The 14,019-nt window shown below is 63.0% G+C and carries 13 protein-coding genes; 12 read left to right on the top strand and 1 reads right to left on the bottom strand.

Features of this window, described 5'->3' with window-relative positions; all coding sequences use genetic code 11:
* Window positions 1–165: 165 nt before the first annotated feature.
* The 9 genes from SIN04_RS14540 (at window position 166) to SIN04_RS14500 (ending at window position 11,339) form a co-directional block, all read left to right on the top strand.
* Window positions 166–3,909, top strand: coding sequence for a nitrate reductase subunit alpha (locus SIN04_RS14540; RefSeq protein ID WP_341264008.1), 3,744 nt, complete (start codon window positions 166–168; stop codon window positions 3,907–3,909).
* On the top strand, window positions 3,906–5,420 hold the full coding sequence (gene narH, locus SIN04_RS14535) for a nitrate reductase subunit beta (RefSeq protein ID WP_341264007.1): 1,515 nt from the start codon (window positions 3,906–3,908) through the stop codon (window positions 5,418–5,420). Before SIN04_RS14540 ends, narH begins: the two co-directional genes overlap by 4 nt.
* The gene (gene narJ / locus SIN04_RS14530) at window positions 5,420–6,100 is read left to right on the top strand and encodes a nitrate reductase molybdenum cofactor assembly chaperone (protein ID WP_134490306.1); all 681 of its coding nucleotides are present in this window, start codon (window positions 5,420–5,422) and stop codon (window positions 6,098–6,100) included. The genes narH and narJ overlap by 1 nt, the downstream gene beginning before the upstream one ends.
* A 12-nt stretch (window positions 6,101–6,112) precedes the next feature.
* Complete coding sequence (gene narI / locus SIN04_RS14525; protein ID WP_134490304.1) at window positions 6,113–6,907, top strand: respiratory nitrate reductase subunit gamma; 795 nt, start codon at window positions 6,113–6,115, stop codon at window positions 6,905–6,907.
* Between the two features lie 3 nt (window positions 6,908–6,910).
* Window positions 6,911–7,702 (top strand): peptidylprolyl isomerase, encoded by a 792-nt coding sequence (locus tag SIN04_RS14520; RefSeq protein WP_134490302.1) that lies wholly within the window; start codon window positions 6,911–6,913, stop codon window positions 7,700–7,702.
* Window positions 7,703–7,711: 9 nt separating this feature from the next.
* Window positions 7,712–8,035: a hypothetical protein gene (locus SIN04_RS14515; protein WP_134490300.1), complete on the top strand. Its 324-nt coding sequence runs from the start codon at window positions 7,712–7,714 to the stop codon at window positions 8,033–8,035.
* A gap of 305 nt (window positions 8,036–8,340) precedes the next feature.
* A complete protein-coding gene (locus SIN04_RS14510; protein WP_244605822.1) occupies window positions 8,341–9,930 on the top strand; it encodes a carboxylesterase/lipase family protein in 1,590 nt (529 codons plus the stop codon).
* A gap of 399 nt (window positions 9,931–10,329) precedes the next feature.
* Window positions 10,330–10,905: a hypothetical protein gene (locus SIN04_RS14505; RefSeq protein ID WP_134490296.1), complete on the top strand. Its 576-nt coding sequence runs from the start codon at window positions 10,330–10,332 to the stop codon at window positions 10,903–10,905.
* 185 nt (window positions 10,906–11,090) lie between these two features.
* Window positions 11,091–11,339 (top strand): hypothetical protein, encoded by a 249-nt coding sequence (locus tag SIN04_RS14500; protein WP_134490294.1) that lies wholly within the window; start codon window positions 11,091–11,093, stop codon window positions 11,337–11,339.
* A gap of 81 nt (window positions 11,340–11,420) precedes the next feature.
* Here SIN04_RS14500 and SIN04_RS14495 read toward each other — a convergent pair whose 3' ends face one another.
* A complete protein-coding gene (locus SIN04_RS14495) occupies window positions 11,421–11,813 on the bottom strand; it encodes a GtrA family protein (protein ID WP_244605821.1) in 393 nt (130 codons plus the stop codon).
* A gap of 120 nt (window positions 11,814–11,933) precedes the next feature.
* Between SIN04_RS14495 and SIN04_RS14490 the strand changes: the two genes are divergently transcribed.
* The 3 genes from SIN04_RS14490 (at window position 11,934) to SIN04_RS14480 (ending at window position 14,001) form a co-directional block, all read left to right on the top strand.
* The gene (locus tag SIN04_RS14490; protein WP_134490292.1) at window positions 11,934–12,431 is read left to right on the top strand and encodes a DUF992 domain-containing protein; all 498 of its coding nucleotides are present in this window, start codon (window positions 11,934–11,936) and stop codon (window positions 12,429–12,431) included.
* A gap of 94 nt (window positions 12,432–12,525) precedes the next feature.
* Window positions 12,526–13,524: a thioredoxin-disulfide reductase gene (trxB, locus tag SIN04_RS14485; RefSeq protein ID WP_134490290.1), complete on the top strand. Its 999-nt coding sequence runs from the start codon at window positions 12,526–12,528 to the stop codon at window positions 13,522–13,524.
* Window positions 13,525–13,653: 129 nt separating this feature from the next.
* On the top strand, window positions 13,654–14,001 hold the full coding sequence (locus tag SIN04_RS14480) for a ComEA family DNA-binding protein (protein ID WP_134490288.1): 348 nt from the start codon (window positions 13,654–13,656) through the stop codon (window positions 13,999–14,001).
* Window positions 14,002–14,019: the final 18 nt, after the last annotated feature.

Genomic DNA, 14,019 nt, shown 5'->3' with positions numbered 1-14,019 from the left:
CGAAAGCTGGCCTTTCAATGCGTGATCTATATCACGTCATATGGCGCCCTAGAGCACGATGAGCATTGATGTGGATCAATGCGAGGCCATCTGTCGACATATAAAACCTGCCTTGCACGATAACGGGCCGCCTTGGTGGGTGACCCCGAACCGCAGGAAACCAGCATGAGCCACTTTCTTGACCGGCTGACCTTTTTCAAGCGGCAGGTCGGCACGTTCTCCAACGGGCACGGCATCACGACGGACGAGCCGCGCGATTGGGAGGACGGCTATCGCAAGCGCTGGCAGCACGACAAGATTGTGCGCTCCACGCATGGCGTGAACTGCACCGGATCGTGCTCCTGGAAGATCTACGTCAAGGGCGGCATCGTGACGTGGGAGACGCAGCAAACCGATTACCCGCGCACGCGGCCGGATCTGCCGAACCACGAGCCCCGCGGCTGCGCGCGCGGCGCGAGTTACTCCTGGTATCTGTACTCGGCTAATCGCGTGAAGCACCCGATGGTGCGCGGGCATCTGCTCCGGATGTGGCGCGAAGCGCGGTCGACACTCTCACCTGTCGCAGCCTGGGCCTCGATCGTGGAAAGCCCAGAGAAGCGCACGAGCTACACCAGCAAGCGCGGGCTGGGTGGCCTGGTCCGTGCGAAATGGGACGAGGTCAACGAGATCATCGCCGCCGCGAACGCTTATACCGTCAAGAAATATGGACCCGACCGGGTGGTTGGCTTCTCGCCCATTCCCGCCATGTCGATGGTGTCGTTCGCCGCCGGCGCACGCTACCTCTCGCTGCTCGGCGGCGTTTGCCTGTCTTTCTACGACTGGTATTGCGACCTGCCGCCAGCCAGCCCGATGACCTGGGGCGAACAGACGGACGTTCCGGAAAGTGCCGACTGGTACAATGCGGGGTATCTGTTGATCTGGGGCTCGAACGTGCCGCAGACGCGCACGCCCGACGCGCATTTCTACACCGAGGTCCGCTACAAAGGCGCCAAGAGCGCCGTTATTTCCCCGGACTACGCCGAGGCGACCAAGTTCGCCGATCTCTGGCTGCATCCCAAGCAGGGCACCGATGCCGCGCTGGCGATGGCAATGGGCCATGTGATCCTGCGTGAATTCCACCTTGACCGGACGGTCCCGCATTTCCAGGACTACATCCGGAAATACACCGATCTGCCGATGCTGGTGCGCCTGGTGCGCAAGGACGGCAGATACATCCCCGAACGTCTCGTGCGCGCCGACGATTTTATCGACGGGTTGGACGAGGCGAACAATCCCGCATGGAAGACTGTCGCCCTCGACGCCGACGGCAAGCCGGTCGTGCCGCTCGGTTCGGTCGGCTTCCGCTGGGGCGAGCAAGGCAAATGGAACCTGGAACAGCGGCGCAGCGATGGCGCGGACGCCTCGCTACAGCTCAGCCTGATTGACGGTGGCGCTACGGAAGAGGTGGCGTTTCCCTATTTCGGCGGCGCCGCGACCAATGGCTTCGTTGCGACTGAACACCCAGATATCGTGACACGCACCGTTCCGGTACGCACCCTGTCGCTGAAGGACGGGGCGACGCCGGTCGCGACCGTGTTCGATCTTCTGTGCGCCAATTACGGCCTGGATCGAGGCTTGGGGGGCGGCGGCGTGGCCTCGGACTACGACCAGGACGAGCCATACACGCCGGCCTGGGCGGAGCACGTGACCGGCGTGCCGCGCGCCCACATCATCCATGTTGCGCGCGAATTCGCCGCCAACGCCGAAATCACCAACGGCCGTTCCATGGTGATCCTCGGCGCCGGGGTGAACCATTGGTACCACATGGATATGACCTACCGCGGCATCATCAATCTTCTGGTGCTGTGCGGCTGCGTCGGCCAGTCTGGCGGCGGCTGGGCTCATTACGTGGGGCAGGAGAAACTGCGGCCGCAGACCGGCTGGCTGCCTGTCACCTTTGCGCTCGACTGGAGCCGCCCGCCGCGGCACATGAACGGCACGTCGTTCTTCTATGCACACACCGACCAGTGGCGTTACGAGACGCTGAAGGTCTCGGAAATTCTATCGCCGACGGCGCCGGATGGCGACTGGTCGGGATCGATGATCGACTACAATGTGCGCGCCGAACGCATGGGCTGGCTGCCGTCGGCGCCGCAGCTCAAGCAGAACCCGCTGACCATCGCCACGCGCGCGAAGGAAGCGGGCCTGGAGCCGAAAGACTATGTGACCAAGGCCCTGCGCTCCGGCGAGCTTGAGATGTCCTGCCACGATCCGGATGATCCTGCGAACTGGCCGCGCAACATGTTCGTGTGGCGCTCCAACCTGCTGGGATCGTCGGGCAAGGGGCACGAATATTTCCTCAAGCACCTGTTGGGCGCCAGCAACGGCGTGCTGGGCAAGGATCTCGGCGTCGAAGGCCGCGAGAAGCCGCAGGATGTGAAATGGCGCGATAAGGCTCCCGAAGGAAAACTGGACCTTCTGGTGACCCTGGATTTCCGCATGTCCACCACCTGCGTTTATTCCGACATCGTTCTGCCGACGGCCACCTGGTACGAGAAGAACGACCTGAACACGTCGGACATGCACCCGTTCATTCACCCGCTGACCGCTGCGGTGGACCCGGCTTGGGAGTCGCGCACCGACTGGGACATCTACAAGGGCCTTGCCCAGACATTCTCCGATATCTGCCCGGAAGTACTGGGCCGTGAGACCGACGTCGTGCTGACGCCGATACAGCACGACACGCCGGGCGAACTGGCGCAGCCCTACGGCGTGACCGACTGGATGCGCGACGGCGCCGACCCGGTTCCTGGCCGGACGATGCCGTCGGTGGCGGTGGTCGAACGCGACTATCCGAACCTGCATGCGCAATTCACCGCCATCGGACCGCTGCTGAAAGCGTCCGGCAACGGTGGCAAGGGAATCGCCTGGGATGCAGCGCACGAAATCGATTTCCTCGCTACCCTGAACGGTACGGTTCGCGCCGGAGTGGCATCGGGGCAGCCCCGCCTTGAAACCGATGTCGATGCCATCGAGGCCATCCTGAGTCTGGCGCCGGAGACCAATGGTGAGGTTGCCGTGAAGGCCTGGGAAGCGCTTGGCCAGATGACCGGGCGCGACCACACCCATCTTGCGCGGTCGAAGGAGGACGAGAAGATCCGCTTCCGCGATATCGTCGCGCAGCCGCGAAAGATCATCTCGTCACCGACCTGGTCGGGAATAGAAAGCGAGACAGTCTGCTACAACGCAGGCTACACCAATGTCCACGAGCTGATCCCCTGGCGCACCCTGACCGGGCGCCAGCAGCTTTACCAGGATCATCTATGGATGCGCGCCTTCGGAGAGGCGCTGGTCACGTGGCGGCCGCCGGTGGACACCAAAGGGACGGCGGCGATCCGTGGCAAGCACGACAACGGCAATCCGGAGATCGTGCTGAACTTCGTTACCCCGCACCAGAAATGGGGCATCCATAGCACCTACACAGACAATTTGTTGATGCTGACCCTGAGCCGCGGCGGCCCGTGCATCTGGATCAGTGAGACGGACGCGCAACAAGTCGGCATAGCCGACAATGACTGGGTCGAAGCCTACAACACCAATGGCGCGCTGGTGGCGCGGGCGGTGGTCTCGCAGCGGGTCAATCCCGGCATGGTGATGATGTACCATGCCCAGGAGAAGATCGTGAACATGCCGGGCAGCGAGGTGACTGGCCAGCGCGGCGGCATCCACAACTCGGTCACTCGCGTGGTGCTCAAGCCCACGCACATGATCGGCGGCTATGCACAACTGAGTTTCGGCCTGAACTACTACGGCACGGTCGGCTCCAACCGCGACGAGTTCATCATCATCCGGCGCATGGACAAGGTGGACTGGCTGGACGGCGCCCCCGTCACGCAGCAGTCATCCCGCCAGAAAGAGGTCGTGTCATGAAAATCCGAGCGCAGATCGCGATGGTGCTGAACCTCGACAAATGCATCGGCTGTCACACCTGCTCGGTCACCTGCAAGAACGTGTGGACCAGCCGCGAGGGGATGGAATACGCGTGGTTCAACAATGTCGAGACCAAACCCGGTGTTGGCTATCCGAAGGACTGGGAAAACCAGAAGCGCTGGAAGGGCGGCTGGACGCGCCGGAAGAACGGCAAGATTGAGCCGCGCATCGGCGGCAAATGGCGCATCCTGTCCAACATCTTCGCCAATCCAGACCTGCCTGAAATTGACGATTACTACGAGCCGTTCACGTTCGATTATGGACACCTGCAGACCGCGCCCGAGGGCAAGGTCATGCCGACCGCCCGCCCACGTTCGCTGATCACCGGCGAACGGATGGAGAAGATCGAATGGGGTCCGAATTGGGAGGAGATCCTGGGCGGCGAATTCGCCAACCGTTCGAAGGACAGTAATTTCGAGGGTGTGCAGAAAGAAATCTACGGCGCCTTTGAGAACACCTTCATGATGTATCTGCCGCGCCTGTGTGAACATTGCCTCAATCCGGCCTGTGCCGCCGTCTGCCCGTCCGGCGCCATCTACAAGCGCGAGGAGGACGGCATCGTCCTGATCGATCAGGACAAATGCCGCGGCTGGCGCATGTGCGTTTCTGGCTGCCCCTACAAGAAGATCTATTACAACTGGTCGTCGGGCAAGTCTGAGAAATGCATCTTCTGCTACCCCCGCATCGAGGCCGGGCAGCCAACGGTGTGCTCGGAGACCTGCGTTGGCCGCATTCGCTATCTCGGCGTCATTCTTTACGACGCCGACCGCATCGAGGAAGCGGCCTCGGTCCCGGACGAAGGCGATCTCTACGAGGCGCAGCTCAAGGTGTTTCTCGATCCGCACGATCCCGCCGTGCAGGAACAGGCCCGGCGTGACGGCATTCCGGAGGCCTGGCTGGAGGGTGCGCGGAAGTCGCCGATCTGGAAAATGGCGATGGAGTGGAAGATCGCCTTCCCGCTGCATCCCGAATACCGCACCCTGCCGATGGTCTGGTACGTGCCCCCGCTGTCGCCGATCCAGGCCGCCGCCGCGAAAGGCGATCTCGGCACCATCGGCGGCATGCCTGATGTGAAGTCGCTGCGCATCCCTGTGGAATACCTGGCCAACCTGCTGACCGCTGGCCGGACCGAACCGATCACGGCCGCCCTGGAGCGAATGCTGGCCATGCGCGCCTATATGCGCGCCAAGACGGTGGACGGCCTGATCATCGACTCGATCGCCGAGCGTGTGGGGCTGTCGGGCCAGGACATTGAGGACATGTACCAGCTCATGGCCATCGCCAACTACGAGCACCGATTCGTCATTCCCACCGCCCATCGCGAGACCGGTGAGGATCCTTTCCAAATGCGCGGCTCCTGCGGCTTCTCGTTCGGCGAGGGCTGTTCCGGAAAGACCGGCTTCGGCCTGTTTGATTCGAAGAAGCCGAAGACCCCGATGGAGGTGGTGTGATGGCCCGCACCTATCGCGCCCTCGCGGCTCTGATCGCCTATCCCACCGAGGCGCTGCAAGCCGCGACGGGCGAGATCGCCGCGGTGTTGGCCGAGGAAGATCTGGTGCTGGCGCCGCGGCGCGCCGCCATCGGCGATCTGCTGACCGAACTGGCCGGGCGCGACATCTATGAGTTGCAGGAGCGGTATTTCGCGCTCTTCGATCGCAGCCGCACGCTGTCGCTGCATCTGTTCGAGCATGTGCATGGTGAAAGCCGCGATCGCGGGCAGGCGATGGCGGACCTGATCGCGCTTTACCGCGGTCATGGATTCGAACCGACTGCCAGCGAGTTGCCCGACTTCCTGCCGCTGTTCCTTGAATTCCTGTCATTGCTTCCAGGACATGAAGCGCAGGCGCTGCTAGCCGAGCCGGCTGGCATTCTTCGGCTCCTCGCGGAACGGCTTGTCACACGCAAGAGCGCCTATGCAGCGGTGTTCCAGGCGCTCGCCACGCTGGCCAACGCACCCACGATCGACGGACCGGATACCGCCGCCGAAGACCCCGACGATCTCGTGGCGCTGGACGCGGCATGGGAGGAGGCAGCGGTCCATTTCGGACCCGGCGAACAGATCGACAGTTGCGGGACGGATCGTCTGCGGACGCGGCTTCGTGCAGCGACCCGTGACGCCGCAGCCGTCTGAGGAGATGGAACGATGAGCGATTATCTGAACAGCGCCCTCTATGGCTGGTATCCCTATGTGTGCCTGACCGTGTTCGCTCTTGGCAGCCTGGTGCGCTTCGACACCGCGCAATACACGTGGCGCAGCGGGTCGAGTCAGTTGCTGCGGAAGCGGCAGTTCCGCTGGGGCTCCAACCTGTTTCACGTCGGCATCCTGGTCGTCATCGGAGGCCATTTCGCCGGCTTCCTGATGCCCGACTGGGCGGTGGACTGGCTGATCAGCCCGGCCCAGCATGAGCTGCTGGCCATGGTGGTGGGCGGCCTCGCCGGCCTGATCGCGATCGTCGGACTGTCGTTGCTGATCCACCGGCGATTGACCGACCCGCGCATCCGCGCCACCAGCCGGCGATGGGATATCGCGATCATCCTGATGCTGTGGGCGCAGCTTGCCCTCGGCCTGCTGACTGTTCCGGTCTCGGCGCTACATATGGATGGCGCGCTGTTCCTGACCTTGGTCGCCTACATCAAGGGAATCGTGCTGCTGCATCCTGGCGTGGCCGATCTGCTCCTCGGCACGCCGTTGATCTACAGGCTGCATATCCTGCTGGGCTTCACCATCTTCCTGGTCTCTCCGTTCACCCGCCTGGTGCATATATGGAGCGCCCCGGTCTGGTATTTCGGCCGCCCCGGATTCCAGGTCGTGCGCAGCCGGGAGAGCGTCGGAAATCGGTCCCGGGATCAGTCGCTCACAGTGGTCGATCTGGTGACGCGCGCCGATTCGGCAAAGCCGGCTGGCGCGAAGTTTCCGCAATCCGTCAGGGGGAACTGAACCATGCAAACCGTCACGGTGAACGACGTTGCGATCCCGCACGCGACCATCGCAAGGGAAGTGCAGAACCACCAGGCAGAGTCGCCCGCCGTCGCGTGGGAACAGGCGACCCGGGCCCTGGTCATTCGCGAATTGCTACTCCAACGTGCGCGTGCGCTGGATCTTGTGGCCGATCCGCGTACCGAGGACGGCGCGCGGGAGACCGACGAAGAATCGCTGATCCGGTTGCTGCTGGAACGTGAGGTCATCACGCCAAAGGCCGATGACGCCGTCTGCCGCCGCTACTACGACAGCAACCCGGCGCGTTTCCGCAGCCCGGATCTGTTCGAGCCGGCGCATATCCTGTTCAAGGCTCGCCGCGACGATACCGATGCCTACGCTAAGGCCGAGGCCCAGGCTGCCGCGGTCCTCGCGGATCTCCAGCAGCACCCGGGCAGGTTCGACAGCCTGGCGCGCAGCCTGTCCGACTGCTCGTCCGCGACGGAAGGTGGGCGGCTGGGACAGATCGTGCGGGGCGAGACGACCCCCGAGTTCGAGACATTTCTGGTTGCCATGGAACCTGGCCAAATCTGCCCAACCCTGGTGCGCACGCGCTATGGCATGCACGTTCTCCGTCTGGACCGCAGGATCGCGGGCGAGACTTTGCCGTTCGACGCCGTCCGTACCCAGATCGCCACCTATCTGGAAGAGCGCACATGGCGCCGCGCGGTTGCGCAATATATCGCGCTGGTGGCGGGGCAGGCGCGGATCGCCGGGTTTGATCTGCCGGCCGCCACCTCGCCGCTCGTGCAATAGGAGGCGAGCATGCTCGGCAACATTCTGGGCGCCCTGACGGATGCCATCTCGGCCGAGGAAGCCCTGGCTGCCGTCGGCGACCCTGGCTTGGTAGAGCGCGTTTGGCTGGGCGCCGCGGCCGAAGGTGTCGGCGTCGGCGAATTCGTGGCCAGCACGGTCCGCCAAATGCTCGACTATGCGGAGGAGGATATGTGGCTGGATCTTCTCGGCCGCATGTCAGGCTCGCCGCGACCCGGCGTCGCGGCATTAGAGGCCATGCTGGTCCGCGCCTTTCCCGAACCAGCCATCAGCCGCTCGCGCGCCGGCTTACCGCGTTCTTCGTCAGAAGGGTAAAATTTCCTTCACAACAATAACAATCGCGTGATACCAGAGGGACAGGTAAAGGAGCCTGACTGTAGCTGCACAATAGAACGAGAGCCAAATTATAATAAAGATCTGACTTTCGTGGAATACAGCGCCGGGTCTCCATCCTTATGTTTCCGCGGGCCAAAGAAATGGTCCATGAACAAGACGAAACATAAGGGGGAAACATGTTCAAGCTGTCGAAGCTATGGCGAAGCGCGCCCTTACGCGCCGATACGTCACGAAGATCAAGGAAAATCAATCTCGGCCTCAGCCTCATATTTGCGGCTGGAGCGATGTGCGCGTCCTGGCACGGCGCAGCCGCCGCGCCCGGTCCGATCGTCACCACCAAGGAAGGAAGGGTCCAGGGCTTCGTCCAAAATGGCGTCGCCCAGTTCCTCGGTGTTCCTTTCGCCGAGCCGCCAGTCGGCAATCTGCGCTGGAGGCCGCCGCGCAAGCATGCGCCCTGGACCAGCGTTCTAAAGGCGACGTCCTACGCTCCCATCTGCGCGCAGATCACGACGCTCGGCGTGTTCGCGGGCCCCGCGAACAACAACGAGGACTGCCTTTATCTGAACGTCTTTACGCCGAACCTTGATCCTTCCGCGAGGCTTCCGGTCGTCTTCTGGATTCACGGCGGCGGCAATTTCGACGGCGAAACTCCCGGCTATGACGGGAGCAAGCTGGCCGCGCAAGGCCACACGGTTGTGGTCTCCGTTGAGTACCGGTTGAACCTTATGGGCTGGCTCGCGCATCCCGCATTGGATGCCGAAGGTCATCTCTTCGGCAACTACGGCATCCTTGACCAGCAGCTCGCGCTGAAATGGGTGAAGCACAACATCGCTCAGTTCGGCGGCGACAAGAACAACGTCACAGTCGGCGGCCAGTCCGCGGGCGCGGTCGACACCGGCATCGCCATGGTATCGCCGCTGGCCGCGGGCCTGTTCCACCGCGCCATCTGCGAAAGCTTCTGCCCCAGCACGGTGCCGACCTTGGCGTCAGCAGAGGCGACTGGCGTCGCCTTCTCGGTCGCGGCCGGCTGCGGCTCCGGCACGGACGCGGCCACCGCCAAATGTCTGCGCAGCCTGACCGCGGCGCAGGTTGAGGCGCTTGCAGGAACCGCGAGCGCCACAAGTCAATACATAGTTGGCCCCATGCAGGACGGCACGGTCATACCCGAGCAGCCGATCACCGCCTTTGCCAACGGCCATTTCAACCATGTGCCCCTGATCAACGGGAACGTGGAGGATGAGCAGAACTTCAGTCTCGCCATTACGGAGTACTTCTCCGGACCGCCGCGCACACCGCCGACCGCGGCGCAATATTTGAACTACGTCAACACCACCTTTGTCCCGCCGCGTTATCCGGCCGGGTCGGCGGCGAAGGTTCTGGTCCGCTACCCGCTCAGCGCTTTCGCGACCCCGCAACTGGCCTGGGATAGGGTGGGGACAGACGTGGGAATATGCGGTCAACGGCGCATCGACAGAGTCCTGGCTCCGCAGATACCGGTCTATGCGTATGAATTCTCCGACCAGACGGCGCCGTTCTACTTCCCGAAAATGCCTGGGTTCCTCTCTCTCGCCTACCACACCGCCGACATCCAGTATCTGTTCCCGTTGTGGCATGGCGGACCGGACGGAATTCAGCATCCGCTCAACAACAAGCAGGAGGATCTCTCCGACCAGCTCGTAGCCGCCTGGACGAATTTCGCCTGGACCGGCAACCCGAACGGGCTCGGCAACTACCCCTGGCCGCGCTACACGAACAACGCGGTCAAGCCGGCCTGGCTGATCGAGGATCTCCCCGTCCTGTCGACGCTGACGGACACGCAGTACTCGGCGCTCCGTAAATGCAATTTCTGGGATTCGCTCACTGTGACCAACTGAGCCAGTGTGAGTTTTGGCCATACGCGTCAAACCGGCAAGGCTGACGCCTAAACAACAGTAAGGCGGACGCCTAAACAATAAAGGTGACGGCCATGGTCATGGCCGTCACCTCGTCACATCGTTCCTCTCCACGCCCAGCGGTGTCGATAGGATTAGTCATTTGCCTTCCCACCGGGGGTGCCGTATCCTCAAAAGCGGTCGCACCACGTAGTCAAGTCGGCGGCAATTGACGGCCCTGGAATCGATGGCTCTGGTCAACTGACAGGGTAGAAAATGAAATCGCGCGGATGGGCCATTCTCATTGCGGCTGTAGGGCCTTTTTACGCCGGCGGCGCCAACTGCCAAGCGCTCGGCCCGAGCAGGCAAGGAGCTGGCCTGGCGCAAGATGAGCAAAGCGCCATGGCGGGGGGGCCTGCCGGAGCGCAGCTCGCCGATTCAGGGTCCCTGCGCGAAGCCGCCGTGACGCCCGTCCCACGGCCGCGGTTCAATGGCAATCCGCTTTGGGCGACTCCGCTGGAATCTTTGCGCATGACCCGTGAGCGGCCCCTTTTTTCGGCCTCGCGCCGTCCTCCCCCTCCGATCGCCGCGGCGGCGCCAAAGGTTGTCGCTCCGACGTCAGCCGAATCAGCGGCGTCGTCGGAAAACCCAGGGATCACTCTCGTCGGCGTCGTGCATGGGGCCGACGTCGATCTGGGCGTTTTCGTCGACGACACAGATAAATCTCTCCTCCGGCTTCGCGTTGGCCAATCCATCCGCGGTTGGGTCGTTCATAACGTTGACGTTAGAACGACAACGCTAAAAAAAGCCGACGAGCAAGTGAAGCTGGAGCTTCCTGCGCGCAGCACGGAGACGGCCGGCTCGCCGCCTGCCGTGACGGTAGAGACGGCCGCCTCGCCGCAGCCCCGCACAGCCGCTGTGGCCCAAAGGAGTGCGGTCGGACGATTCAAACAATTCGCGACGGCCGGCCGGCCATAGGTCATCGCGAAGCCAAGAGAAGCTCGGGGTAAGCCAAATGCCCGCCGTTCCTGGGCATGGAAAGACAGCGATGGGCCACCGCGGCGGCCAGCGATTTTGGGCAAAACCAAAATGAACTCTTGGGCGGCTTGCGCGTTCTTTTTTCGGTGAAACGCGCGGACGCCTGATGGGCGTTGGAGAGTTCAATGAAAGAGCTTGGGAAAGTCGTCGTCGGTGCGGCGGTCGCCTGCGCCTTTTCGAGCGGGGCCATCGCTCAAGTTCGCACCTTCGGGCCAGCGGCTCCCTACCTCGTGACGGGCCGAAGCGTCAGCGTGCCGCCCTATGAGCATCACGCTCAAAAACCCTACGAACAGGCGGGCGCGCAAGGGCGATTGGACTCTGGAACCGGCGCCGGCCAGACCGAGACGCCGAGCGGCGAGACGCCGTCCCGGTAGGTCTTGCCCGCCGTCAATCCCGCGCGGGGAAAGCGATTGCAACGGGCGCCCGGGCATTGCCGGGCGCCGCTCGGGCGCGTGTCAGACAAACGTCCATAATCTGTGCGCCAGAAACGTCCACAGCACGACGATGCCCGTGGTCGCGACCTGGGCCGGCAGATAAGGCGCGCCACCGACCTTCACAAACAGCGTCATGAACAGATAGGTTAGCGCCGCCGCCCCAACGGCGACCAGCGCGAAGCGCCCGCCCGCGCGCCGATGCGGCAGGTCCGAACGAAATGTGTGGCGTCGATTCAGCGCATAAGAGACGATCGCGCCCGCGATGCTTCCGGCCAGGGCCGCCGGAGGCGCCGCCGCATGGGCCAGCTCGACCAGTCCGATCAAGATTGAATAATGGACGCTCGTGGCGACGAGGCCGACGCCGGTGAAAGATGAAAACTGGCGCAAAAGCTGAGGCATCGCTATAGATCGCATCTCCGCTGGAATCGTTCGAATCCAGCGGGATTGTCGTGTCTTAATGATTGCCGCGCTTTGCGGCGTTGGTCCGGCCGCACCCGAACGCGGATTTGGCTGGATCGTCAAGGAGGAAATCCAATGAACGCAATTTTTCGGCCGAGGCTGGCCGCATGGCTTGCTGGCGCCGCCATGATCGGCATGATGGCCGGCGGAGCCGAAGCGCGTCCGCGCGCTGGACTGCTCGAATGCAATGTTTCGTCTGGCATTGGCTTCATCGTCACCTCGAATCGGGCTTTGTCCTGCGTCCTCACTCCGCGCCGCGGCCCGCGGCAATATTATGTCGGAACCATTCGCAATTTCGGCCTTGACCTCGGCTTCACGTCTGGCGGCCGGTTTGCCTGGGCTGTGTTCACCGCGGGCAGCGCCCTGCCGCCATTTGCGTTGGCGGGCGAATTCGTCGGCGCGAGCGGCGGCGCCTCGTTCGGCGGCGGCGTCACCGCCAATGTCCTCGTCGGCGGCAACAACAGGTCGATCAGCCTTCAGCCTCTCTCGCTTGGCGTGCAGGCCGGCGTCAATCTTTCGGCCGGAGTTGGCGCCCTCTCTCTCGAACCGAGCGCCCCGCCGCCCGGTCGCTGATCCCCGGGCGAAGGCCCAAGGTTGCGGCCGGGGCTTCGGCTGAATAGATTTCAAATCTGGCCGCCCCGACCGCTCAACCGTCGAGAAGATTTTCATGTCTGCTTCCCCCTCCAGAGGGACCCCGCATGCTCAAGGGTCCTCGCACGCGAAAGTGATCATCATAGGGTCGGGTCCCGCCGGCTATACGGCGGCGATTTACGCTGCGCGCGCGCTGCTGGAGCCCGTGCTGATCGCCGGTTTTGAGGCTGGCGGCCAGCTGATGATCACAACGGACGTCGAAAATTATCCCGGTTTCGCCGAGCCTATTCAGGGTCCCTGGCTGATGGAGCAGATGAAGGCTCAGGCGGAGAATGTCGGAACCCACATGATCTCGGACCATATTGTCAAGGTCGAGCTTGGTCATCATCCTTTTCGTCTTTTCGGAGACAGCGGAGAGGCTTACGTCTGCGACGCCCTGATCATCGCGACGGGCGCCAAGGCCAAGTGGCTGGGCCTGCCCTCGGAAGACAAGTTCAAGGGCTATGGCGTTTCGGCCTGCGCCACCTGCGACGGATTTTTCTATCGCGGCAAGGACGTGATCGTCGTCGGAGGCGGCAATTCGGCGGTCGAGGAGGCGCTCTATCTCAGCCATCTCGCTTCCAAGGTGACGGTGGTGCATCGCGGCTCCGCCTTCAGGGCCGAGCGGATCTTGCAGGAGCGGCTGTTAAAGCGGCCGAACGTCGAAGTTGTTTGGGACCATGTCGTGCATGAGATCCACGGCTCGGAAGAACCTTTGGGCGTCACCCATGTCAGCCTGAAAAACGTCAAGACGGAGGCTGTCCGCGTTGATGATACGCATGGCGTCTTCGTCGCCATCGGCCATAAGCCGGCCTCCGATCTGTTCAGGGGCCAGCTCGACATCAAGCCGAACGGCTATATCAGGACAGAGCCGAATTCGACGGCGACGAGCGTGCCGGGCGTTTTTGCCGCGGGCGACGTCACGGACGATATCTACCGCCAGGCGGTGACGGCGGCCGGAATGGGCTGCATGGCCGCGCTTGAAGTCGAGCGCTGGCTTGCCGCCGAGAATCACCGGCGCGTCGCGGCGGAATAAATCGATTTTCCGACTGGGCCGAAGGCTGGCGTTGCGGATTTTGAAATTCAGCTCATTCTCTTGTGAAAAGAGCGAATCGCCGGTTTCAACGGCGTTTCTTCCGGGATGCGACTACTTTGAGGGACCGCCATGAGCTTCTGCCGTAAATCTATCCTCGCTTTATCATTCTGGGCCGCCGCCAGTCTCGCCGGCGCCGCTTTCGCGCAAACGGCTCAGCCGGCGGCCCCGGCCAAGGCGCCCCCGGCGGCGCCCAGTTCATCCATGTCGAAGGCGGCTCCGGCTCCCGCCGCGCTGCTCGACATCAATTCGGCGAGCGAGGCGGACCTTCAAGCCCTGCCCGGCATCGGCGACAAACGCGCCGCCGACATCATCAAAAACAGGCCCTACAAGGGCAAGGACGAGCTGGTGCAGAAAAAGATCATCCCGGCCGCGGTCTACGCCAAGATCAAGAGCCAGATCATCGCCAAGCAGAAGTAACGATGGGCTCTTAAGAGC

Source organism: Methylocella tundrae (genome assembly GCF_038024855.1).
GTDB lineage: Bacteria > Pseudomonadota > Alphaproteobacteria > Rhizobiales > Beijerinckiaceae > Methylocapsa > Methylocapsa tundrae.
The sequence above is the reverse complement of the archived record's forward strand: the minus strand, read 5'-3'. Positions and strand labels throughout refer to the sequence as shown.